This window comes from Sphingobium sp. TomTYG72 (assembly GCF_055394715.1).
In genome coordinates this window covers 411,265-434,744 of record NZ_AP027337.1, presented here as the reverse complement: position 1 = coordinate 434,744, position 23,480 = coordinate 411,265, and the positions used below count along the sequence as shown (strand labels likewise).

General features: G+C 62.2%; 20 protein-coding genes. 11 read left to right on the top strand and 9 right to left on the bottom strand.

From position 1 onward, the window contains the following. Positions 1-12 precede the first annotated feature (12 nt). Complete coding sequence (locus ACZ5U1_RS15420; protein ID WP_464780765.1) at positions 13-822, bottom strand: SDR family NAD(P)-dependent oxidoreductase; 810 nt, start codon at positions 820-822, stop codon at positions 13-15. Between the two features lie 163 nt (positions 823-985). On the opposite strand from ACZ5U1_RS15420, the gene ACZ5U1_RS15415 reads away from it, so the two are divergent. Together ACZ5U1_RS15415 and ACZ5U1_RS15410 are read left to right on the top strand one after the other, a co-directional pair. Next, positions 986-2,134, top strand: a complete 1,149-nt coding sequence (locus tag ACZ5U1_RS15415) for a JmjC domain-containing protein (protein ID WP_464780764.1) — start codon at positions 986-988, stop codon at positions 2,132-2,134. 3 nt (positions 2,135-2,137) lie between these two features. Further along, positions 2,138-2,677 (top strand): pseudouridine synthase, encoded by a 540-nt coding sequence (locus tag ACZ5U1_RS15410; protein ID WP_464780763.1) that lies wholly within the window; start codon positions 2,138-2,140, stop codon positions 2,675-2,677. A 15-nt stretch (positions 2,678-2,692) separates the two neighbouring features. Here the strand turns inward: ACZ5U1_RS15410 and ACZ5U1_RS15405 are convergent, their stop codons facing one another. Further along, the gene (locus ACZ5U1_RS15405) at positions 2,693-3,088 is read right to left on the bottom strand and encodes a polyketide cyclase (protein WP_464780762.1); all 396 of its coding nucleotides are present in this window, start codon (positions 3,086-3,088) and stop codon (positions 2,693-2,695) included. Between the two features lie 207 nt (positions 3,089-3,295). Here ACZ5U1_RS15405 and ACZ5U1_RS15400 point away from each other — a divergent pair, with 207 nt between their 5' ends. From ACZ5U1_RS15400 to ACZ5U1_RS15385, 4 genes are all read left to right on the top strand, one after another. Then, positions 3,296-4,876 carry a hypothetical protein gene (locus tag ACZ5U1_RS15400; RefSeq protein ID WP_464780761.1) on the top strand — a complete coding sequence of 527 codons (1,581 nt, stop codon included), beginning with the start codon at positions 3,296-3,298 and terminating at the stop codon, positions 4,874-4,876. A gap of 78 nt (positions 4,877-4,954) precedes the next feature. Then, positions 4,955-5,368, top strand: coding sequence for a GlcG/HbpS family heme-binding protein (locus ACZ5U1_RS15395; protein WP_464780760.1), 414 nt, complete (start codon positions 4,955-4,957; stop codon positions 5,366-5,368). A gap of 152 nt (positions 5,369-5,520) precedes the next feature. Further along, positions 5,521-6,078 (top strand): PRC-barrel domain-containing protein, encoded by a 558-nt coding sequence (locus tag ACZ5U1_RS15390; protein ID WP_464780759.1) that lies wholly within the window; start codon positions 5,521-5,523, stop codon positions 6,076-6,078. Positions 6,079-6,188: 110 nt separating this feature from the next. Next, positions 6,189-6,512 carry a hypothetical protein gene (locus tag ACZ5U1_RS15385; protein WP_464780758.1) on the top strand — a complete coding sequence of 108 codons (324 nt, stop codon included), beginning with the start codon at positions 6,189-6,191 and terminating at the stop codon, positions 6,510-6,512. 58 nt (positions 6,513-6,570) lie between these two features. On the opposite strand, the gene ACZ5U1_RS15380 is transcribed toward ACZ5U1_RS15385, so the two are convergent. Together ACZ5U1_RS15380 and ACZ5U1_RS15375 are read right to left on the bottom strand one after the other, a co-directional pair. After that, positions 6,571-7,257 carry a pentapeptide repeat-containing protein gene (locus ACZ5U1_RS15380; RefSeq protein WP_464780818.1) on the bottom strand — a complete coding sequence of 229 codons (687 nt, stop codon included), beginning with the start codon at positions 7,255-7,257 and terminating at the stop codon, positions 6,571-6,573. 42 nt (positions 7,258-7,299) lie between these two features. Continuing rightward, positions 7,300-8,046 (bottom strand): SDR family NAD(P)-dependent oxidoreductase, encoded by a 747-nt coding sequence (locus ACZ5U1_RS15375; protein ID WP_464780757.1) that lies wholly within the window; start codon positions 8,044-8,046, stop codon positions 7,300-7,302. A 213-nt stretch (positions 8,047-8,259) separates the two neighbouring features. Here ACZ5U1_RS15375 and ACZ5U1_RS15370 point away from each other — a divergent pair, with 213 nt between their 5' ends. The 5 genes from ACZ5U1_RS15370 to ACZ5U1_RS15350 all read left to right on the top strand — a co-directional run bounded on the left by ACZ5U1_RS15370 (position 8,260) and on the right by ACZ5U1_RS15350 (position 13,147). Continuing rightward, entirely contained in the window at positions 8,260-9,000 is a 741-nt protein-coding gene (locus tag ACZ5U1_RS15370; RefSeq protein WP_464780756.1) for a TetR/AcrR family transcriptional regulator, read from the top strand. After that, positions 8,997-9,410 carry a VOC family protein gene (locus ACZ5U1_RS15365; RefSeq protein WP_464780755.1) on the top strand — a complete coding sequence of 138 codons (414 nt, stop codon included), beginning with the start codon at positions 8,997-8,999 and terminating at the stop codon, positions 9,408-9,410. The genes ACZ5U1_RS15370 and ACZ5U1_RS15365 overlap by 4 nt, the downstream gene beginning before the upstream one ends. A gap of 59 nt (positions 9,411-9,469) precedes the next feature. Beyond that, positions 9,470-11,416 (top strand): flavin-containing monooxygenase, encoded by a 1,947-nt coding sequence (locus ACZ5U1_RS15360; RefSeq protein ID WP_464780754.1) that lies wholly within the window; start codon positions 9,470-9,472, stop codon positions 11,414-11,416. A gap of 146 nt (positions 11,417-11,562) precedes the next feature. Then, on the top strand, positions 11,563-12,747 hold the full coding sequence (locus ACZ5U1_RS15355) for a cytochrome P450 (RefSeq protein ID WP_464780753.1): 1,185 nt from the start codon (positions 11,563-11,565) through the stop codon (positions 12,745-12,747). 16 nt (positions 12,748-12,763) lie between these two features. Beyond that, complete coding sequence (locus ACZ5U1_RS15350; RefSeq protein ID WP_464780752.1) at positions 12,764-13,147, top strand: group III truncated hemoglobin; 384 nt, start codon at positions 12,764-12,766, stop codon at positions 13,145-13,147. 51 nt (positions 13,148-13,198) lie between these two features. Here ACZ5U1_RS15350 and ACZ5U1_RS15345 read toward each other — a convergent pair whose 3' ends face one another. The 5 genes from ACZ5U1_RS15345 to ACZ5U1_RS15325 all read right to left on the bottom strand — a co-directional run bounded on the left by ACZ5U1_RS15345 (position 13,199) and on the right by ACZ5U1_RS15325 (position 23,289). Beyond that, entirely contained in the window at positions 13,199-14,503 is a 1,305-nt protein-coding gene (locus ACZ5U1_RS15345; protein ID WP_464780751.1) for an NtaA/DmoA family FMN-dependent monooxygenase, read from the bottom strand. A 172-nt stretch (positions 14,504-14,675) separates the two neighbouring features. Beyond that, entirely contained in the window at positions 14,676-15,950 is a 1,275-nt protein-coding gene (locus ACZ5U1_RS15340; protein ID WP_464780750.1) for an MFS transporter, read from the bottom strand. A 376-nt stretch (positions 15,951-16,326) separates the two neighbouring features. Next, positions 16,327-20,064 (bottom strand): beta strand repeat-containing protein, encoded by a 3,738-nt coding sequence (locus ACZ5U1_RS15335; protein WP_464780749.1) that lies wholly within the window; start codon positions 20,062-20,064, stop codon positions 16,327-16,329. A 145-nt stretch (positions 20,065-20,209) separates the two neighbouring features. Beyond that, positions 20,210-21,571, bottom strand: coding sequence for an HlyD family type I secretion periplasmic adaptor subunit (locus ACZ5U1_RS15330; RefSeq protein ID WP_464780748.1), 1,362 nt, complete (start codon positions 21,569-21,571; stop codon positions 20,210-20,212). A gap of 5 nt (positions 21,572-21,576) precedes the next feature. Further along, positions 21,577-23,289 carry a type I secretion system permease/ATPase gene (locus ACZ5U1_RS15325; RefSeq protein ID WP_464780747.1) on the bottom strand — a complete coding sequence of 571 codons (1,713 nt, stop codon included), beginning with the start codon at positions 23,287-23,289 and terminating at the stop codon, positions 21,577-21,579. Positions 23,290-23,480 lie beyond the last annotated feature (191 nt).

Here is a 23,480-nt window from a genome sequence, read left to right as displayed (position 1 = left end):
CATCACTGCCGATCAATATTGGCGACCAAGTCCGCCATCATGATAGATGGACGCCCCAGTCACAAAGCGGGCCTCATCCGACGCCAGATAGACAAAGGCATGTGCCGTATCTTCCGGGAAGCTTTCGATACCGAGCGGGCACATGTTCACCAGCTCCTGAATACCTGCCTCGGCCGACTCGTAGATGCCAAGCTGCGCATATCCCTCATAGCCTTCCCTCAGCAGCGGCGTCGTCGTCTGTCCCGGATGCACCGAATTGACCCGGATGCGCTTGGGGCCAAATTCGATCGCGCCGCACATGGTCAACATGCGCTGCGCCGCCTTCGACACATGATAGCTCAGATTATGGGCGTTGGGCATGTGGGACGCCATGGACACGGTATTGATCACCGAACCACCGCCCCGAAAGCGGTTCACGGCATCGGCCAGAGCAGGCGCGCAATGCTTCATGCCCAAAAAGCCGCTGTCATGGTTGACGGCCATGACCTTGCGCAGGTCCTCCAGCGACGTGGCTTCGATACCGCCATGGATGGAAATACCGGCATTGTTCACCAGCACGTCGATCGCGCCGAATTCAGACACGACCATCGATACCAGCTTGGCCCAGTCCGCTTCCAGCGTCACATCCTGCGCGACGAGCTTGAACCGGCCAGCGCCATGCTTGGCTTCAATCTCGTTGCTGACCGCGTCCTCTGTGCGAAGATCGGTGGCGATCACCGCGCGCGCACCTTCCCGCAGGAACGCGTCGCATACGGCCGCGCCGATATTACCCTGACGGCCTGCTCCCGTTACGATCGCGACCTTGCCTTCCAAACGCGCCATTGTTCCTCATCCTTTCCACATTCCAAAAAATGGGTATCGGCGAGTTCCATAACGAGTCAAGCCGCGAGTGTGGATTTCGACCCATGATAGGATGCGCCAGACCGTTGCCGTCAGCCCGAGCCGAGCTTTTGACAGCCGCGTCCCGGGGGCGCATGGGCATCACATGCAACTCGCCCATTTCGACATCGACATTTTCCTCCGCGACTATTGGCAAAAGCGCCCGCTGTTGATCCGCAATCCGTGGAAGGACTGGGACAATCCGCTCGATCCGGACGAACTGGCCGGACTTGCCTGCGAAGAGGGCGTGGAATCCCGCCTTATCACGCGACAAGCTATTCAACTGACGATGGAAAGCGGCCCCCTGCCCGAGGCGCGCTTTGGCGAACTCGGAACCGGGCCATGGACACTGCTCGTGCAGGCGGTGGATCATCATGTCCCCAGCGTCGCGGCCCTGCTGGAACCTTTTCGCTTCATACCGGACTGGCGCATCGACGATGTAATGGTCAGCTGCGCCACGGACGGGGGCGGCGTAGGGCCGCATTTCGATCAATATGACGTCTTTCTGGTGCAGGGCCTCGGCAAACGGCGCTGGCGCGTCGGGCCAAAATGCAGTTCGGCGACACCTTTGCTGCCGCATGACGATCTACGCCTGATCGCCGATTTTGAAGCGGAGGGTGACTGGATCTTGGAGCCCGGCGACATTCTGTACGTGCCACCCTGCTTTGCGCATGATGGCGTGGCGGTCGGCGATGATTGCATGACCTACTCGATCGGGTTTCGCGCGCCTTCCCGCGCCGACCTTGTCGAAGGCTGGTCCGCGCATCAGGCGGACGGCATGGCGGAGGAGGACCGTTATACCGACCCCGGTCTCGCCCGACAGTCCAATCCGGGAGAAATCACCGCCCCTGCGCTCGACCGGCTGCACGCGATGGTGATGGAGGCGTTGGCCAATCGCGATGCCTTCGCCCGCTGGTTCGGGCAGCATAGCAGCGCGCCCAAATATTCCGATGCCGATTGGCGGCCCGATGAACCCATTGCGGCCGGTGAGGTACAGGCATGGCTTGCCCAAGGGGCATCGCTCCAGCGCAACCCGGCCAGCCGCTATTCCTTCATCCGGCAGGGAAGCTCGGTTCTGCTGTTCGCGGACGGCCATTGTTTCGATTGCGGGGCCGACACTGCCTCCCTTGCCGAACAGCTATGCTCAAACCCCATGGTCGCGGCCAATCCGGACCTTGCGCAAAACCCCGGCGCGGTCGGCCTCATCAAGACACTGATCGATCACGGCAGCCTCGCCTTCGATGAGGAGGATTGAACAATGGCCCTCATCCTCTTCAACAAACCCTATGGCGTGCTGTGCCAGTTTACCGATGAGAGCACCGGTCCCCCACGGCCGACACTCGCGGGCTTCATCGACAGGCCGGGCGTCTATCCTGCCGGGCGGCTCGACCTCGACAGTGAAGGGCTGCTCCTGCTGACCGATGACGGGCGGTTGCAAGCGCGCATCGCCGACCCCCGGTTCAAGACGCCCAAGACCTATCTGGTTCAGGTTGAGGGCGATCCCGGCGAAGCGGAGCTGGAGGCGCTGCGACGCGGGGTCAAGCTGAAGGACGGGCTTACCCTGCCCGCGCTGGTGGAACGCATCGACCCGCCCGCCCTCTGGCCGCGCGATCCGCCGGTGCGATTCCGCAAGAGCGTGCCCGATTGCTGGCTCCGCCTCACGATCCGCGAAGGGCGTAACCGGCAGGTGCGCCGGATGACGGCGGCCGTCGGCCACCCCACCTTGCGCCTTGTTCGGTGGAGGATCGGGGATTGGTCGCTGGATGGCATTGATCAGGGACAATGGCGGGAGGCATGATCTCTCGCAGGCAGTTCAGCCTTCGATCAGCCGTTTCAACGCCTTGAGATCGCGGTTGACCCATCGAATGTCGGCCGCGAACCGTTCATCATCCATGCCCGGCTGGCGGAAAAGCGTCAGCATGACTTCCGCACCTTCTCCATTTTGCACGACACGCAAGGGGACATGGACCTGATCGCCACCCCCCAGATCCACCTGATGATCCATCACGCCCAGATCATTATGGGGCGTGAAGCGGGTACGGATCGGCCCCTCCGGTCCATCGGCCAGCCAGCCGTCCCCATCTTCGCGCAAACCCGATTCCGCCAGGCCAGAGGCCCATTGGGGGAAAAATTCGGGACGCCATATCCTCTCGTAAAGAGCCCGCCATTCCTGATTGATCGACACGCTGAAAGTCCGGGCGGGTAACACTGCTGCCTCCTGTCATGATGTAACGGGAAAACTCCTTTAGCCTGTTTCATGAATGCCCGGAAAGGCCGCAAAGCTTGCCGACCCAGGAACTTAACGCGGCGCCGATGCCTTCCTTCGCCGCACATCCTGCCTTCCCAGCGGATCGGCAAAGCGAAAAAGGGCCGCCGCCTCTCTTGACGGCTCGATTTACCCGCGCAGGGAGAATGCATGACCTATCGCCGGATCAGTTCGACACACCTTTGCATCCTCGCCCTCGCCTGCATGGCGCCCGTCAGCGCGTCTGCGGCAGACCCGGCGCCCTTTGACCTCCCCGGCCCCGAACTGCTGGTGACCGTCAGCCGCGCTGGGCGAACCTTGCCGATCGGGCAAGTGCCCGCACTGGCGTCGGGCGACGTCGTCAGGATCGAAGCCAATCTGCCCGAAGACCAGTCAATCCGCTACCGCCTGGTGTCGGCATTCCTGCGCGGCATCACCAACCCGCCGCCCAAGAGCTGGATCTCCAGCGCGGAAACATGGCAGCGCAAGGACCGAAAACGGATATTGAAACTGACCGTGCCGGATCATGCGCGCCAGCTGGTATTGTTCATGGTGCCCGATACCGGCGGCGACATCAGCACCATTTCCGACGCGATCCGGGGCCGTCCCGGCGAATTCGTCCGCGTAACGCAGGACATCAACAAGGCTTCGCTCGACCGGAGCAGGCTCAACGCCTTCATCTTCGGCATCCGATCGCAGGAAAACAGCCACCCTGAATATCTAAGGACCGTCGCCCCGATCCTGTCCTCAAGCCTCGCGGTCAAACTCAACCCCGACTGCCTGGCGAAAATCGTCGAGTTTCAGGCCGCCTGCCTCGTCGAAAATCGCGACAGTCTGGTGCTGGGCGACATCCACAGCAATTCGCTCACCGAAACCATCATCGGCGCTCCTACCGACCTCGCCCTGCAATTCAGCGCGACACGGGAGGGCGGCTATGGCTTTTACAGCCCCTATATCGGCGTAGTCCGCGATCTTGCCCGCATATTCGGCGCGTTCAACAATCCGGAATTCAACTATCTGCCCGCGCTCGGCATTCAAAATGGCAAGTCCGTTTCCCTGCTGCTGAACAGCGCGCCATCCTTCCGCAAGCCCAAGTCCGTGCTGGTGGCGGCATTGCCCGCTATCGAGAAGAATGTTCCCCCTCCCCTGCGCCGGAGCAGCGACGCTCCCATCTGCGGCTCCCGGCCTGGAGTCGTCCTGGGCGTCGATGGCGCGCCGCTCGTCTTTGCCACCGACTATGCCCACAACATGGCCCTGCGGTTGACGGACAAGGACGGCCACACGGTCGAAGCACCGCTCATCGCGCGGGCCGACAGGGGCGGCTACATATTCGCGCCTTCCTTCAAACCTGATGACTTGAGCGGCCCGATGAAGGGCCGCTTGCACGGCCATTGGGGTTTCGAAGCCTTTGACGGGCCGGAATTCGCACTCCAATTCCCTCAAGCGGGCAGCTTGCAGCCATCCGCCGACCAGCGCCTGATAGAGGGAAAGAATGACAGGCTGCTGCTGACCGGCCCCACGACCGCCTGCGTGAGGAATGTTTCCGTCCAACTGCCTGAAGGGCGCAGCGTCGCGGTAAAGTGGCAGGTCTCCGGCGATGACGCCATTGCCATCGACATGCCCCTGTCAGACGTCGCGGCGGCAGGCAACGTGACCGTCGCGGTCCAGTCGTTCGGCAAGGAAAAGCCCGAACTGCTGACCATCCCCGTTGAGGCGGATCAGAGCCTCTCCGAACCACCTTCCCCTCTATAGCGCTGGCAAGACGCGCCACGCGTGATAAGGCGCGCTTTCCTTCAAGCGCCCCTGCGCATCAACAACGGATCGAACGGCATGAAGACCAAGCACTGCCTGGAAGCAAATGATGTAAAGGCGATCCTCGCCGCAGCCGAAGCAGAGGCTTTGGCGAACGATTGGGCCGTGACGATCGCCGTCGTCGATGACGGCGCGCATCTGCTTGGCCTCATCCGCCTGGATGGCGCCGCCGCCAGCACCGTGAAGATGGCAGAGGCGAAGGCATCGACATCCATCCTCGGCCGCCGCGAAACGAAGGTCTATGAAGATCTGGTGCTGAACGGTCGCGTTACGATGCTGTCCGCACCCGGCATGCCCGCCATGCTCGAAGGCGCCGTGCCGATCGTCATCGACGGTGACTATGTCGGCGCCGTGGGTGTTTCCGGGGTCAAGTCGGATCAGGACGCCCAGATCGCGCGCGCCGGAATCGCCGCGATCCTGCCGCAGGGCTAAGAAAGGCCGCGACCCTCGCCATCCATTTTTGCAAGGCTCCCGCTCCGCGCCGCCACCAACATGGCTGGCGCGCGTTGAAGCGTCGTTCGATGCTTCGAATGTAGGAGCCTGCTCTGGAAAATATTGCTGGTTGGGTCGCGCCCATTGCGACCATGATCGCCGCGATGATGACCGCCGCCAATCTGGGCGCGCGCGTCACCGGCTGGGGTTTCGTCGTCTTCACCCTTGGGTCGATCGCATGGTCCGTCGTCGGCCTGTCGTCCGGGCAGACGAACCTCGTCGCGACCAACGGCTTTCTCACCTTCGTGAACCTTGTCGGCGTGTGGCGATGGCTCGGTCGCCAGCGCGCCTATGAGGATGGCGGCAAGTCGGCCGCCCAATCCAGCCGCCGATCGCCCTACCCGACACTCTTCACGGCCACCGGAATCGCGGGCCTGCCGGTCACGGCATCCGACGGACAGACTGTCGGCAAGGTCGTCGAAGCCCTCGTCACCTGTGAAAACGGCAAGGTCAGCTATGTCGTCATCAGCGCCAGCGGCATCGGCGGCATCAATGAAACCCTGCGCGCGGTAGCGCGTGAAGACATCCGCTTTTCCTGCGATCGCTTCACGCTCAATCGGGACAGCGGCTGGTTCGAAGCATTGCCCCCGCTACAGGATGGAGACTGGCCAGCCGCGCCCGCCGAACTGCCCCAGGGCGATGCGGCATGAGCAAAGCGTAAGTTGGAAGCTGCGATCTGCCGTTCGTCGCAAATCCGTTGCCTTCGGCGGAACGGATCGCGAATAGCAGGGGAAAGGGAATAAAAGAGGGGCAAGGGTCCATGAAGATCAGCATATTCGCATGCGTGGCCGCGATCGGCGCCGCGCTGCTTCCAGCGGTTGCGCTCGCGGACGATCCGCATGACCCCACCATGCGCAGCTCTGCGGCGCGGGCGCGTGACCGGGCGATCATCCGGCAGATGAACCAGCAGCAGCTCGCCTATGTTCGCGACCGCGATGCGCGGATCATGCGCGACTATCGCCGCGCTCAGGGCGGTGGCGAAGGCTATGCCGACGCTCGCGCAGATTATAATCGCAAGATGGCGTCATGGCGCCGCGCGGTGGCAGCCTGCAATGCCGGGCGGTGGGAATATTGCGACAATTAAGGGTGCGTGATCCCGACGCTCGTCCGAATTGAACGGCGCGAGCGAGGGCCTCAAACCCTCATCGCACGTTCAACCCCAATTCGCTGAGCAATTGCCCTGCCTGCTCCCGCGATATGGTCGCACCGCGAAAGCGGGATGCGTCCTCCAGCCTTACGCCGCCAAGGTCGGCACCGCGCAGGTCTGCGCCTTCAAACCGGGCGCCGGTCAGCAGCGCCTCCCGCAGGCTGCAATCCTCGAAGGATGCCATGCGAAAATCGCATTTGCGCAAGTCCGCCTGAGAAAAATCGACCCGTGCGAGCCTCGCCTTCATAAAGGAACGCCCGGTCATCTTCGCGCCGATCAACAGCGTTTCTTCAAAATGGACGTCTAACGCCCGAACATCCGACAGGTCAGCGCCCGTAAGCTTGCAGCCGAAAAAATGCGCGGCTTCCAACATACTACGCTTCAGCGAAGCGCCATTGAGGTCGCTGTTGGCAAGGCGCGCTTCGCCAAGATCACAAGCTGTGAAATTGGCCGAAGCGGCGCGGCACGACTGCCAGGTGCTGCGATCAAGTTTTGCGCCGGTGAAATCGGTGCGTCGCATGTCGCATTGTTGAAACGACCATTGGGATAGGTCCAGATGCGACAGGTCCGCACCCTCGATCACGCACTCGGCCAACGAACGCGGCGCGCCCATCAGCGCTTCGACATCCTGGCGCGCCAAAGTCTGCCTGCGGATCACTTGGCCGTCACTAACATGCTGCATCTGGATACTGTTAGACACGATCTCCCGGGCAGACTAGCTATGCTAAAGCTGCGCTTCCCCGCCATCGACAAAATAATCCGACCCCGTCACATAGCTTGCCTCGTCAGACAGCAGGAACAGGGCGACGGCCGCCGCTTCCTGCGCTGTTCCAAGGCGGCCCAGGGGATTGTTCCCGGCCATCTGCTGTTCGACCGCTGCAAGATGCTCTTCGGGTAGGCCGAGGCGGTTGAAAAAGTCGGTCGCGATCGGTCCGGGGCTCAATGTGTTCACGCGGATGCGGCGCGGGGCCAGCTCATAGGCAAAGCCTCGGGCCAGCGATCGAACGGCCCCCTTGGTGGCGCCATAAAGGGCGCTTGCGGGCAGCCCCTTGTCCTTCGCGACGGATGCCGTGATCAGGATTGATCCGCCGTCGCGGATCAACGGCGCCATCGCCTGCGTCCCGAAGATCGGCCCGCCGACATTCAGGTCCATGAGGTTCCGGTAAAGGTCGGGGCTGATATGGCCCAGCGGCGCGCCTGCCCCGACGCCTGCGTTCAGGAACAGGCCATCGATCTTGCCGAACAGGCGCGCAGCTTCCTGCGCGAGAGCTTCGGCGGCTTCCGGACGAGACGCGTCATTTTGCAGGACGTGCACGCCGGGAAGCTGCGCCGCGACGCTGTCCAGTCTTTCCCGGTTCGATCCGGTGATCAACACCGATCCGCCCTCCTCCATGATCCGCTGAGCTGCGGCGAGGCCGATACCGCTGGAACCGCCGGTGATGACGACGGACTTGTCCCTGAACCTCAGCATGGCCTTTGTCTCCGTTTAATAATCTGTTCCGATCCGTGGCTTTTCCATCTGGCGGAAAAGCTGATCGCGAAGTTGGACGCAGCCGCGCCGCCGATCAACAAGGATGTTCCCTTTGCGGGTCAACAGCGTGCGTGATATCGTACACCTTACGTAAATTGACAGGCGCGCCTAAACCCTTATTTCTTGCATGGTATAAGAACGGGAGAGGTCAGGGTGACAGGCGGTTCGAAAATCGGCGACAGGATGACGCTCGACGCCGATCCTAAGCCGGGCCTTCCCGTGCGAGGAAGAGGGCGGCCTCCTAGGCTCTCGCGCGGCACGATCATCCAAGCGGCGCTCGTCCTGCTCGACGAGATGTCGATCGACAGATTCTCCATGGGATTATTGGCAAAAGGCCTCAATGCCGGGGTAATGACCCTATATAATTATTTCCCCAGTCGCGACGATCTGCTGATCGCCGTCGCCGACGAAATATATAGCCGGTTCGATTATCCGGCGAAGGGCAGCTGCTGGCAGGACGAAGTGCGCCAGTGGTTGTGGGCAACGGTGGATTTGTTCCAGCGCTATCCCGTCGCGATGAAGCTCAGCCTGTGGGATGGTCATGCATCACCGGGCTGGTTGCGCACATGGATACCCGTGGTGGAATTGATCAGGGCGCAGGGGCTGACCGGCCCCGATCTCGCCTTTGCGGTGCGGTGGTTCACGACCTCGGCACTCGGCTTTATCACGTCCCAGCCGCCGCCTCCGGAACACAACAACAAGCGGACCACCGCCCATCTCCATGCCCTGACGACCTATGAGGCCGCGTTGTTGCAGGATCTTCAGCACGACCTGTTGCAGGTCGATCGGAAAGCCGCCCTTACCTACGGCTTCACCCACATCATAGCCGGTCTCGAACGCATCATCGCAGAAGCAGCAAGCGCGCAGTCCGGCATCCCGGGAGAAGGACTTTGAGCAGCACAGGCGACACGCGATTCGGCTTCACCAAGCTGATCGTGGAGGATGAGGAAGCCATGGCCGCCTACTACGGCGCGGTATACGGACTCAACGGCCTGCACCGCGTGGAATCGGGCGATCCCGCCGTCATGGGCCGCCTGCGGGAAGTGATTATGGGTCCGGGTGAAAGCATGGGCGCAGAATCGTTGACGATGATCAACTTTTTAGATAGGCCTGCTCCACGCGACCGGGAAGTGATCCTTGGATTCATCACCACGGACCTCGACGCGCTTGCCGAACGGGTGCTCGCGCACGGCGGCAAGCATGTCGGCCCGGTTCGCGAAATGCCCGAACATGGCGTGCGCGTCCTGTTCACCAGCGACCCTGAAGGACGGTTGAGCGAGAATGTGGAGATGATGGCGAGATAATAGCAGGGCGACATCGCCCCCGCATCCCCCACAGACCCCCAGCTCTCATGGAGAGACATATGGATATGAGAACGAAGACTTTGCCAAACATGCTTGATAGTGGCAGCCGCCCCCTTCCGCTGGCTGATGGCCCCGAACTGCGCGCAGCGCTAAAGGCAGCCAATCTCCAGACCTTGCTGATGGTCTATGTGCATCTGACGCATGATGAATCGATGCTTCAGAACTTCCAGGTCCACATTCATCCCCCTTACACCAACCCCGACTATGTGATCCCGCAGGACTGCATCGACGACCTGCATGAAAAGCTGGTCCATGTGCTGACGACGCCAGGCGCGGCGAGGTCGGAAGATCCGCCGATCGAACTGATGCAAAAGATGATGAGCATCGGCGTCGGCGAGCCGGTCACTGACGAGTTCGTTCCCATGGTCATGGAACAGGGCGGATTCCACCGTAGCCCCATGCGCAAGGACGATCCCCAGCGCACGCCACCCCCGCCGGGCTTCAAGGTGCTGGTCATCGGCGCGGGCCTGACCGGCATCCTGGCGGGCATCGAACTGGAACGTGCCGGCTACGATCATGTGATCATCGAGAAGAATGAGGAAGTCGGCGGCACCTGGTGGAAGAACCGCTATCCGGGCGTCGGCGTGGATACGCCCAGCCACTTCTATTCCTATTCCTTCGAAATCAGCCCGGAATGGAACCACTACCACCCGCATGGCGCGGACATGCGCGAATATTTCCGCGCCGTGGCGGACAAATATGACGTCCGCCGCAACATCCGTTTCAAGACCATGGTGCACAGCCTGGTCTTCGATCAGGATGAGGCCGTGTGGAACGTCACTGTCGAAGACCTGAACACCGGCAAGCGCGAAGTCATCAAGGCCAATGCCGTGTTCAACGCGTTCGGCACCACCGACCGCTGGAAGCTGCCCGACATCAAGGGCATCGAGAGCTTCAAGGGCATCATCACCCATTCGGCCGATTATGACGAAAATATCGACCTGAAGGGCAAGAAGGTCGCCGTCATCGGCACCGGCGCCAGTTCCGCGCAGATCGTGTCCACGATCGTCAAGGAAGTGGACGAGCTGGTCGTCTTCATGCGCACCAAGCACTGGATGATCAACAACCCCGAAGTGAAGGCGGAAGTCCCCGATCCGGTAAAATGGGCGCTGCGGCACATCCCTTATTACAAGGAATGGTTCCGCTTCCGCGTATTCTGGTTCGCGGCCGACGGCCTCTATCCCAATGTGGTGAAGGACCCGTCCTACCCCGAAGACGGCATCGCCGTGTCGGCGCTCAACGAAGGCATGCGCCAATATGCCTTGTCGCACATGCATCACAAGCTGGCGGGACGCCCTGACCTGATCGAAAAGCTGACGCCCGACTTCCCGATCTTCTCCAAGCGCGTCGTGATGGACGCGGGCTGGTACGATGCCCTCGTCCAGCCGCACACGACGCTGGAGACGGCGGGCATCGCCGAAATCCTGCCGAACGGCATCCGCACGAACGACGGCAAGTTCTACGAACTCGACGTCATCATCTGCGCGACCGGCTTCAACGCATCGTCGCTGGTGCAGGATCTGGAGATCAAGGGCCGCGACGGTCATGATCTGGCGGTGGACTGGGCGGACGAGGAAGAGCGCGCCTATATGGGCACGACCATCCCCGGCTATCCCAACTACTTCCTGTCGACCGGTCCCAATATCGGCCCGAACCACGCAGGCGGCCTCAACATCGTCAGCGAATCGCAGGTCCATTATCTGATCGAATGCCTCGATCACATGATCGCGACCGGCGCCCGCACGATTGAAGTGACGGAGGAAGCCTTCTTGCGTCACAACAAGCGGATCGACGATCAGATGAAGTACATGATCTGGACCCATCCCAAGTCGAAGAGCTATTATCAGAACAGCAAGGGCCGCCCCGTGGGTCCCTGGCCTTTCCGCCTCGTCGACATGTGGAACGAGCTGCAAGAGCCCGTGCTGGAAGACTATAAGTTCGACTGACCGTAAGGGCGGGGAGAGGCGCCGGGCTGCTGCGCGGCCAGGCGCCTCCCCTCCCCACATGATGATCAGGACAGGTGGGGCCTTGACCGGCACCGGGGGGCACCTAAGTTAGGCGCTCGTCGTGCATCATATGAGGGTCGACGCTGATGGACGCTCGCCTTTCCGCCGCCTGTCCTTTTCATCGCGAGGGCGATGACCGCAAGTCAGCCGCAGCCGCCGACGCCGGTGGGACCGTCGATCCCGATATGCGCACCCGCGATTTCGCCGAAGCGCGCGCCATCCTCCGCAATCAGAATGTACGGCAGGCCGGTTTCCTGGCCGAACAGGTCGGCAGGATCGGCAGTGCGACGCGCCAGCCAATCCTGTTCCTCGAAGGCGAAACGCATCGCGTTCAGCGCAGCGCTACCGCCCGTTTCTTCACGCCCCGCATCGTCACCACCCATTATCGCGAGTTGATGGTAGAACTCAGCGACATGCTGGTTTCCCGGTTCGCGAAGGACAAGACCGCTTTCCTCGACCAGCTCAGCCTTGAGCTGGCCGTCGCCGTCGCCAGCCATATCGTCGGCCTGACAAACAGCGATCCCAAGGGGCTGGCACGGCGGCTGGATGTGTTCTTTACCGGCGATTTCCGCCCGCATCCGGGCAAGTTGGCCTCATTGGTCAAATTCGTGCAAGCCCAATATCGGGTGCTGTCCTTCTATTATCATGACGTCGCCCCAGCGATCCGCGCGCGGCGGAAGCAGCGGCAGGACGATGTCATCTCCCACCTTATCGACGAAGGCTATAATGGCCGGGAGATATTGACCGAATGCCTGGTCTATGGCGCCGCTGGAATGGCGACGACGCGCGAGTTCATCGTCATGGCCGCCTGGCATATGCTGGAGCGTGAGGATTTGAAGACCGCCTTCCTCGCCGCAGATGAAAAGGGAAAGATCGCCCTTCTGGAGGAATTACTGCGGCTTGAGCCGGTCGTCGGCTATCTCTACCGGCGCATGCCAGCCGACGAGGCCGAGGCAGCGGGCGCCCCTCCCGGTGCTGCTGTCGCCATCGACGTCCGCGCCGCGAACACGGACACAACTGCCTTTGGCGAGCGGCCCTGCGAGTTTGTGCCGGGCCGGGAAGTCAGCGCCAAATATGGCAATGCGGGCCTCTCCTTCGGCGATGGCGAACATCGCTGCCCCGGCGCGCAGGTCGCGCTTCAGGAAAGCTGCCTCTTCCTCGAACGCCTGTTGCGGGTGCCGGGCCTCAAGCTCGACCGCGCGCCGACACTGGCGTGGAATCCGCTGGTGACAGGCTATGAACTGCGCAATGCCCTCATTTCCTGCGATTGAGAGGGCCGCATAACTGATGAGCGAGATAAGCGAAGAGGATATCGACCGGCTGGTCCCCGCCTTTTACGATCGGGTGCGCACTGACCCGATCCTTGGCCCGATATTCAATCAGGCGATCGACGACTGGCCGCTTCATCTGGAAAAGCTCAAAGCGTTCTGGTCATCGGTGATGCTGGGGACCGGCCGGTACAAGGGCCAGCCGATGGTCACGCATGTCCGGCACGAACCCCACATGACCGCAGATAACTTCAACCGCTGGCTTGCCCTGTGGCGACAGACCAGCGGTGACATCCTCGCGCCAGACGTCGCAGCGGCCTTTCAGGAAAAGGCCGACCGGATCGCGGAAAGCCTGCAACTGGGCATTCAATTCTACCGCGACAGAAACGCTCGAACCGGGTGAGCACGGACGGTCGCAACGCAACCGTCCGCCACGTATGCGGACAACCAGACCTCAAAATTCGCGCAAGATTTCGCGCAGCGTCGTGCCCTCATACTCAGTGCGCACCGCGCCCGCCTTCTGAAGCGCAGGGATGACCCCATTGACCAGATCGGGCAGCTGGCGATCATAGCCGGACCCTTCGATCAATATGCCGTCGCCACCCACTTCGTCCATGACCGCCATCAACTGATCCGCGACCTCTTGCGCCGTGCCCCTGAATCGGGAGCCGCTGCCCCCTTTGCCTGAGGAGAACAGGTCGCGAAGGGATTTGCCCTCTTCCCGCCCGGCCTTCTTCATATGCTCAAGCGCGCTGGTGTGGCCGCCAGCGACAATGTCCTGCGGCACAGGCGCATCCACATCGTAGAGCGAAAAGTCGATGTCGAGCGAGGATGATGCCATGACGATATTATGCTCGAACGCCGCCTGCTTCTCGGCCTCGGTCATTTCGGGCGGCTCTCCGCCATCGGGCAGGATGTTGACCGGCGTCAGGAAGAACACCTTGATGCTATCAGGGTCGCGGCCCTGCTTTTCGACGCGGTTGCGGATGTCCTCGCGATAGGCCTTCATGCCCTTCACCCCGCCGGTCATCATGCCCAGCACGACTTCGGCATTCTTGGATGAGAAATCACGGCCCCGATCCGATGCGCCCGCCTGCGCCAGAACGGGATAGCCCTGCGGCGATCGCAGCGTGTTCAGCGGCCCGCGCGAACGGAAATGTTTGCCCTCGAAATTGATGGTGTGGACCTTCCTATGATCAACATAGACACCCGTCTCGGTGTTCGCGACCAATGCCCCTTCTTCCCAGCTATCCCACAGCTTCTTGCACAGTTCGACGAACTCATCGGCAATGTCATAGCGCTCGCTGGGCGGCAGCAGCTTTTCCATGCCAAAGTTCAACGCCGCGTTCTTCTCGCTCGACGTCACCATGTTCCATCCCGCGCGGCCCTTCGTCAGGGAATCGATGGTGGAGAGCAGCCGGGCAAGCAGATAGGGTGGGTAGAAGGTGGTCGAAGCCGTCGCGATCAGCCCGATATGAGACGTTTCCTGCGCCATCACCGGCAACAGCGGCAAGGGATCGAGCTTGGGCGACAGTGTCGCATTCTTGAGGTCCAGCTCCATCGAACCACCGTAGCGATCGCCCACGATCACCGTGTCTTCGAAGAAGATGAAGTCGAACTTCGCCGCCTCCAGCATCTTCGCCAGCTCCTTATGGTAGGAACCGTCAGCCCATTGCGAGCCGAGTTCCTTGCCATCGCCCGGCCAGGACGTCGCGCCGAACTTCGTGAAATAGCCAAGGTGGAACTTCGTGTGGGCCATCGACGGAAACCTTTTTCACCAGCATTTCCACGCCTGTTTCCCCTATATGGTGAACGCAGGCATGCCGCCGGAACCGATTCAACGTCCCCGACGCTCGCTGAACATTATCAATAGTTGACGATGTTCAACCAAATGGCGAGTGAATTTATCCGCCCTTGCGGAACGCCTTTTTTCAGGCTGCTTTCGCAGGCGGCAGCCCGGCGTCGGGAATGCCCAGATGCACCTCCCTATTACGCGCATGATATCTGCTCATCCCAAAGAATATAGCAGCGGCAAAGGCGCAGAGTGTAAACACGCCGACAAATACCGGTTCATAACTGCCCGCAAAGTCACGCAGCCATCCTGCGGCAGGCGACATGAAGAATGAGAATGGCAGCGTCATGACGCCCAGCAGACCCAGAACCTTTGGCAAGGCGTCAAGCCCGTATACCTGAACAACCAGCGCGCTGATCGGAGGGAAGACGGAGGCGCCGCAAAAACCGATCAGGAACGCCGCGACATTCAATGCGAGCATCCCTCCCGACATGCCCATGATTGCCCAGGCAGCAGCGAAGCCCAGACCGACGAGGCCGAGAGTCCTGGCCGAACCGACCCGATCGCACGCAAAGCCCGCCACCAGCGATCCGACGATGCTGGCCGCGCCTGAAACGGCGAGCAGCACTGCTCCCGTCTGCAAAGACTGATGATATCCTTCGACGATGGGCAGAAGATGCGCGCCACCCGTGATGGCCGCGCCATTGAGGATGCCGTCACCGACCGCAATCAGCCAGAACAGGGCGCCGCTCAAAATGGCGATCTGCGTCGGACCCGATGTCGCCCTCTCGGCCCAACCGGATTCGTCCGGCGCTTCGACCGGAGGATCGATCACGGTCAAGGTCAGCGGCAGCAACAGCAGATGCAGGCTGGCGAGCAACAGGAAGAAGCTCTGCAAGCCATAATTTTGGATGATGCTCACCCCAATGACGGGCAGGACGGTCACGAATAGGGGCAGATAGGCAATGCCCATCACCTTACCCCGCGCTTCGGGATACCAGCCACTCGCCAGGACCGCAGGCGGCAGGGCGGAAAACAGGGCAGCGCCGGGACCGATCAGAAGGCCGCATACAGCCAGCGCGATCGGCATGGTCGGCGCATAGGCCAGCGCCGTATATCCGACCATGGATATAAAGACGCCTGTCGACATGACCCGGCGAAGGCCCCAGCGACCAATCGCAACCGCTATCAGCGGACCAAAGGCGGTGAGCGACAGGACGGCAAGGGATAGAGCCATCGTGGCCATGGCCAATGACGCATCGTACCGATCCTGCAATGCAAGGACGCTAACGCCCAGACCACCGAACGCACAACCCGTCCCGACATTTTGCGCGAACATGGCCCGCAAAAGCATCCCGCGCCTGCGTCGCTGCAGCGCGATGCCCTGATCACCCATGCCCACAACTTCAGTCATGCATTTACCGCCTTTGCGCCCGGACGAACGATCGTCCCTAAAAACTGTCCGACCACCGCCAGGAGATGGTAGGCCCATCACTTCTCCAGCGAACGCTTCTTCCAAAGTTCAGGCAAAGTGTTGGCGGCGACCCGGCGCGAATCGACGGGATGCTGGCCCACCCGTTGACGTTCGTCAACTGTTTCATCAGGCGCCATTCCTTGATGGGCATGGGCGTTAGCGAATGTGCGTGAACACCGCGCCAAAGACCCGTTCTTCGACCTCAACATGGATCGGTCATTATGGCTCCCAGGCGGTCCTGCGGCCAGCCAACGGAATCTTCCTGGTCGAGGAACTCCGCCGCGCCGACGTCGGCCTAAACGCGCGTCTTGCGTCCCTAGATAAAGCTACTCACATCCACGCCCGCCAGCGTGTTGACCCCGACCAGTATCACGCTCTGTTCAAATGTGCCGTCGCCATTGCCGTCGTAGAATATCCAGCCGTCGGTCGTTCCGGCGATGAAGGTCACATGATTGACGCCCGCCGTCGCCTTGGCAGCGTTCAGCGCGTCGGCGAAATTGTTGGTCGCGATCGCCGCCTCGGCATAATCGGCGGCGGGCAGGCTTCCGTTCAGGAAATCGAAGTCGATGCGATCCCCCTCACCGATACGGAAGTCGGTGATGCGGTCATAGCTGGAACTGTTCAGCGATGACGCAAGCCCTGCGAAGACGAAGCTATCCGCTTCCGTTCCGCCCGTCAGCGTATCCTTGCCTGCGCCGCCGATCAGGATGTCGGCGCCCGCTCCGCCCTTCAACGTGTCCGTCGACGCCCCGCCATCCAGAAAGTCGTCGCCCGCTCCACCATCCAGAAGGTCGCCGCCGTCTTCGCCAAACAATCTGTCGTTGCCGCCATTACCCATCAGCGCGTCATTGCCCAACCCGCCCCACAGGCTGTTGGCGCCGCTGTTGCCGGTCATGGTGTTGGCCAGATCGTTGCCAATGCCGTCGATATTGCCAGCGCCGGTCAGCACCAGCTTTTCGACTTCCGCCGCCATCCGATAGCTGACAGAGGCGTTGACCTGATCGGTGCCGCCGCCCACGGCTTCTATGACAATGTCATCATTGGCGGCATTGCCGTCATCGGACCAGCTGTCCACCACATAGACGTCATCGCCCAGGCCGCCGGTCATGTTGTCCGCGCCTGCTCCGCCATCCAGGCTGTCATTCCCCAGCCCGCCGATCAGCGTGTCGTTCCCGTCGCCGCCGAACAGCAGGTCGTTGTCATCACCGCCATCCAGCAGGTCGTTGCCGCCATTGCCGGACAGATTGTCCTGCCCCAGCCCGCCGAAAATCTGGTTGGCGGCCTCATTCCCGACAATGATATTGGCAAGGTCGTTGCCGATGCCGTTGATCGGGGCAAGGCCGGTCAGGGTCAGCTTTTCGACCTCCGCCGCCATCCGGTAACTGACCGATGCATAGACAAGGTCGGTGCCGCCCGACGCCAGTTCGATCACCTGATCGTCATTCCCGGCAAAGCCGTCGTCGGAATAGGTATCGACGTAAAAGGTGTCGTTGCCCGTGCCGCCATCCATATAGTCCGCGCCTGCGCCGCCATCGATGATGTCGTTGCCCGCCATGCCATAGATGGTGTCGTTGAGTGCCGTCGTCTGGTAACCCAGCACGGTCGTCGTCGGATTGATGCTGTTGCTGCCCGATGATCCGATGATGGTCTTGCCGACTTCCGATATGTCGGTGATGCTAATGGACAGCAATTGGTCATCGACATTGCTGCCATCGGTCGCCCGCACGATCAGCTGGTAGACGCCGTCGCTATCCGCATCCAGGCGGTTTTCATAATCCACCGGGGTCAGGAAGGACACCGCGCCCGTCACCGCGTCGATCGTGAACAGCGCCGCGTCGGCCCCGCCCGCGATCGCAAAGCTCGGGGCCGTCCCGTCGGCATCGGCGGCCGTCACGGTCGTTACGGCGGTCTGGTTTTCCGCCATGCTGATGGCCGCGCTGGCTCCGCCCCCGTTGGAGGTGATGACCGGCGCATTGTCATTGACGTTGGTGATGGTGATCGCCAGCGTTTGCGCCACATTATTGGTGCCATCACTGGCCGTGACGACGACATTGTAAGTGCGATCGCCATTGGCATCGCCGGGCGCTTCGTAATCCGGCGCCGCCTTGAAACTGAGCGCGCCGGTCACCGCATCGATCGTAAACAGCGCGGCGTCCGCTCCACCGCTGATGCTGTAGCCCAGCGCCGTACCATCGGCATCGCTCGCCTGCACCGTCGCCGCCAGCAGACTGTTTTCCGCCACCGACAGCGCCGCCGATGCCGCTCCGGCGTAGGATGTAAGGACCGGGGCATTGTCATTGAGGTTGGCGACCGTGACCGCCAGCGTCTGCCGATCGGCGTTCGCGCCATCGCTGGCCTGCACAATCACGTCATAGACATTGTTGTGATCGGCATCCGCCGCCGCTTCATAGTCCGGCCCCGTCTTGAAGCTCAAGGCGCCGGTCGCCGCATCGATGGTGAACAGCGCGGCGTCGGCTCCACCGGCGATCGAATAGCTGATCGAAGGACCGTCGGCGTCCGTTGCCATGACCGTGCTGACGGCGGTCGCATTCTCATTGATCGTGATCGCGGCGGCAGCGCCTCCTCCGTTGGAGGTAATGACCGGCGCGGCCCCGTCCGCCACGTCGCGCACGGTGACGGACAGGCTTTGGGTGTCCACGCCGCCATTGCCATCATTGGCGGCGACGATCAGCTGATAGACATTGTCGCCATCCGCATCCGCCGGGTTTTCAAAGTTGGGCGCGGCCAGAAAGCGTAGTTCTCCCGTCACGGCATCGATAGCGAACAGAGCCGCGTCGGCGCCGCCCGCAATCGAAAAGCCTATGGTCTGGCCGCTGTCCGTGTCTGTCGCCGCGACGATGGTCACCGCCGTGCTGTTTTCATCGATGGACAGCGCGGCACTTATGCCACCGCCATTGGATGTGATCATCGGCGGTGCGTTAAGGCCGGTCGACGGGATCGTCACATCGGCGAACTGGAAAAATTCGACGTTGCGGATCGTCTTCGTCCCCTCGGGCGATCCCGGCCGCAGGTCCCCGGCAATATAGCTGCCGTCGGGTTGAAGCGTGAAAATATAATCCGCGCGGTTCCCGGAAAAGACCAGCGTGTCGATGTCCACGCTGCCGTCGATCAGGTCGTTGCCCGCTCCCGCCAGGATGCGGTCGTTGCCCGCACCGCCGTGCATATAATCATCGCCAGCCCCGCCATCGAGCAGATCGTCGCCCGTGCCGCCAGACAGCTCGTCATTGCCCGCGCCGCCATAAAGCTGGTCATTGCCGGAATCGCCATTCAGCGTGTCGTTGCTGGATGTGTTCGCGTCATCCCCATATAATATGTCGTCGCCAGTGCCGCCCGACAGCGTGTCGCCGCCCGCCTGACCGTAGAGGATGTCATTGTCATCCCCACCGTTCAGCTTGTCGCTGCCCCGGCCACCCCAGATCACGTCATTGCCAGCACCGCCATCGATGATGTCGTCGCCCGAGATATTGTTGAACCCCAGATCATCGCCATAAAGCCGGTCGTTGCCCAGCCCGCCTGAGATATTGTCGCTTCCGCGCCAGCCGAAGATGATGTCGTCGCCTGCGTCGCCCTGAAGGTTATCCTTGCCCGCGCCGCCCACGATGATGTCATTGCCCGCGCCGCCCTGAACCAGCACGTCCTTCGCATAATCGATGCCGCCCACGCCATGGTTGGTCAGGTCGATGACATCATCGCCATCGCCCAGCCAGAACTGCTCGATATTGTCGAAGCCGCCAAAGCCGCCCGAAATGGTCCCGTTATTATAGAATATTGCGTCGGACAGGTTGGACCCATAGACGATATCGGTGCCGGTGCCGCCCAGCAGCAGATCCATGGAAATCTGGATATTGGACGCGGCGATCTGATATTGCGTTCCGGCCTCGGTCAGGATCGCGGTGTTCCATACGAGCTGCGCCAGCACAGCGTCGGGCCGCACGATATCCAGGTTCGACAGGCGGGTGAAGGCAAAGAACAGGTCCTTCTCGGCCGTGCCGGTGACCGTCGAACTGCCGACAACATTATAATAGCTGGCCATATCGTATCCCCATCTCGTGCCAGGATGGCTGGGGCCTGCCCTCGGCCCGGAGTGTATGGAAAGCTGATACCCTCGAAACGGCCCGCGCCGCGAAGATCATCGGGATTAAGGGGCCACCCTTAAGGGTAGGGCTCCTCCAATAGGCTTATTTTTCGCGGAACGACCGCCACATCAGGTCGGTCAACGGGTCGAACATATATTGCAATGCCGTGCGCCGCCGCAGGGGCACGACCACCTCCACCGGCATACCCGGCTTCAAAACGAAATCGCCGCGTGCATAGCGCCTGATGAGCGCGATCTGCTCCGGCGGTATCTGCACTTCCCCCACGAAATAGGACACGCCGGTCTTTTCCTCGACGAAACTGTCGGCCGATACCCGCGTCACCCGCCCGTCGATGATGGGCAGGCTGCGCGCCGGAAACCCTGCAAAGCGCACCTCCGCCCTTTGCCCCACCGCCAGGTCGTCAATGTCGGCGGGGGAAAAGCGCGTCTCTATCACCACCGCGCCGTTGCGCGGCACGATGTCCATCAGCACCTGCCCGGCAGCGATCACGCCCCCCACGGTATGCACCGACAATCCGACCACCGTTCCGCTGACCGGCGCGCGCACTTGCGTCCGCGCCACTTCATCGCGGGCCGCCGTCCATTTGGGCAGAACATCGCCCAGCTGCGTTTCGACATCCCGCAATTCGGCCGTCACCTTCTCCTGCAACCCCTGCTTCGCCTCCAGCGCTTTCAACCGCGCTTCCCCGGCCATGCTGACGGAACTGTCGCGCGCCGCTAGCAACCGCGCGCGTTGCCCGATCAGGTCGGCCTTGGCCCGTTCCAGCGCGCGGATGCGGGTCTTGCTGACAAATCCCTTGGCCGCGACATCTTGCAGACTATTCAATTCATCGCTGATCAGCCGTTCCTGCTCGACCACCGCCGCGACCTGATCGCGATAGCCCAGCACCTGCGATCCGGCCTGGCTACCTTCCTGCATGGCAACGCCCTGTTGCGTCGCCAGCAGCGCCGATCGCGCGCCCATTTGCGCCCGTTGCGCCTGCATGGCGGCGTCGGCATCGGCGATGTCGGTCCCGGTCAGCGCCCGGAACTCCACCGGCTCAGTGATCGCCGTCCCCGCCAGCTCCGCTCTCAACCGAGCGCGCTGCGCCATCAGCCAGATGGCCTGGGAAGCCAGCACCCGTTCCTGCGCCGTGACCGCCGGTGCGGCAAGACGGATCAGCACGTCGCCCTGCCGGACCTGCTGCCCTTCCTGCACCAATATCGCGGCGACGATCCCGCCGTCGCGATGCTGGACGCTCTGCCGCTGCCCCGCGACCGTTGCCCGGCCCGGCGCCAGCGCCGCCGCGTCCAGCCGGGCAAACGCGGCCCAGCCCAGGAACAGCAGGAAAAACGCTGCTGCGATCAACAAACCGGCCCGCACCTCCCGGCGGATATCCGGCCCCACGGCGGGCACCGTCCCACCCTCTCCATTGGTCAACAGGAGCACGCGCCGCGACCGCATCAACATCACGCCCCCTCCGCCGAAGCCAACGACCGTGTGGCCGTGAGCGCGTTCAGCACCTTGTCGCGCGGGCCGTTCATCCGCATGCGGCCACGGTCCAGCACCAATATACGATCCGCTGGCGCCAGCAGGCTGGTGCGATGCGCCGTCACCATGATCGCGGCGCCGCGCGCCTTCGCCTGCCGCAGCGCGTCGATCAACCGCGCCTCTCCATCGGAATCGAGATGCGCGTTGGGCTCGTCCAGGATCAGCACGGCCGGATCACGGAACAATGCGCGGGCGAGCGCGATCCGCTGCGCCTGTCCCATCGACAACCCCGCGCCGCCCCACTCCAGCATCGTCTCATAGCCTCGCGGCAATCCCAGGATCATCTCATGCACGCCGCACAGTCGGGCGGCAGCGATCACCTCGGCGTCGATCCTGTCCCTGTCGGCGGCAACGCCTCCCTCTTCAAAAGCGAAGCGGGCGATGTTGTCCCGGATCGTTCCGGCAAAGAGCGAAGGCTGCTGGGGCATATAGCCGATATGCGCCGACAGCGCTTCGTCATCCCATTGCGCATAATCCGCGCCATCGATGCGCATTGTGCCCCGGCTGATCCCTATTGCCCCGGCGGTCAGCCGCGCCAGGGTCGACTTGCCCGCCCCGCTCGGCCCGATCACCGCCAGCAGTTCGCCCGGCGCGATGGTGAAGGACACATTGTTGATGATCAGCCGATCCGACTGACGATCATGCACGGAAATATTCTGGGCATCCACCCGGCCGATCGGCGCGGGCAATGCGATACGCGGCGCCGGATCGAACTCCCCCTCCAGCCAGATCTTGATCTCCGCATAGGATTCGCGTGCCTGCACGAAACTGCGCCATTGGCCGACCAGCTGGTCGATGGGAGACAATGCCCGCCCCAGCAAAAAGGAAGAGGCAAATATCGCGCCGCCCGAAATCTGCCCATCGATCGCCAGCAAGGCGCCCAGGCCCAGCGCGCCCGATTGCAGCGCGTTGCGCAGGAAACGGCTGACCATCACCCACCGGCCCGCCGCGAAACTGGCGCTGGCTTGCCACTTCAGCATATCCGCCCGCTCGGCCAGATGGCGGCGCACCATCGGGCTGCGCATGCCCAGCGCGCGGATCGTTTCCATCCCGCGCATGCTCTGATCCAGGCTGGCATAGGATTGGCTCGCCGCCGCATTGGCCTGCGCCAGGGGGGAATAAATCACCCGCTCGCTCGCCCACGCTATGACAAGCAGCGTCACGCTGCCCACCAGCGCCAACAGGCCGATCCACGGGTGGATGATGGTGCACACGATGATGTAGATCGGCGCCCACGGCACATCGAACAGCGCGTTCATGACCGGGCCGGTCAACGCCTGCCGAAGCTGGTCGCATTCGCGGATGGGCTGTTGCTGCCTGTGCTGGCCCGTCGCGGCTGGCGGCTGGCGCAGGGCAGCGGCGATCAGCGTCCGCGCAAACCGTCGGTCCAGCGCGATACTCGCCCGCACCATGATGCGCGAACGAACATATTCCAGCAGCGACAGCGTGGCGAAAGCCAACAGCACCACGATGGTCAGGAACCCCAGCGTCGTTGCCCCCCGGGTCGGCACGACGCGATCATATATCTGCAACATGTACAGCGTCGGCGCCAGGAACAACAGATTGGCAAGCGCGCTGAACAAGGCGGCCCACATCACATGCACCCGCACCGCGTTCAGCACGGCTCTCATCTCACGGCCTCGCCAACGCGCAGGCAAACGCTGCCGACGACGACTGAAACTGGCAGCGCCATCCTGACTCCCCAAAGCGCGACGGTTCAGCCCAACTCATCCCGTCGAACGCGCTACCGATCAACAGCGCAAAGGGATGCAGGGTGGCAAATTGGGTTGGTCAGACAAACTCTTGCGATCGACCGTGCGAC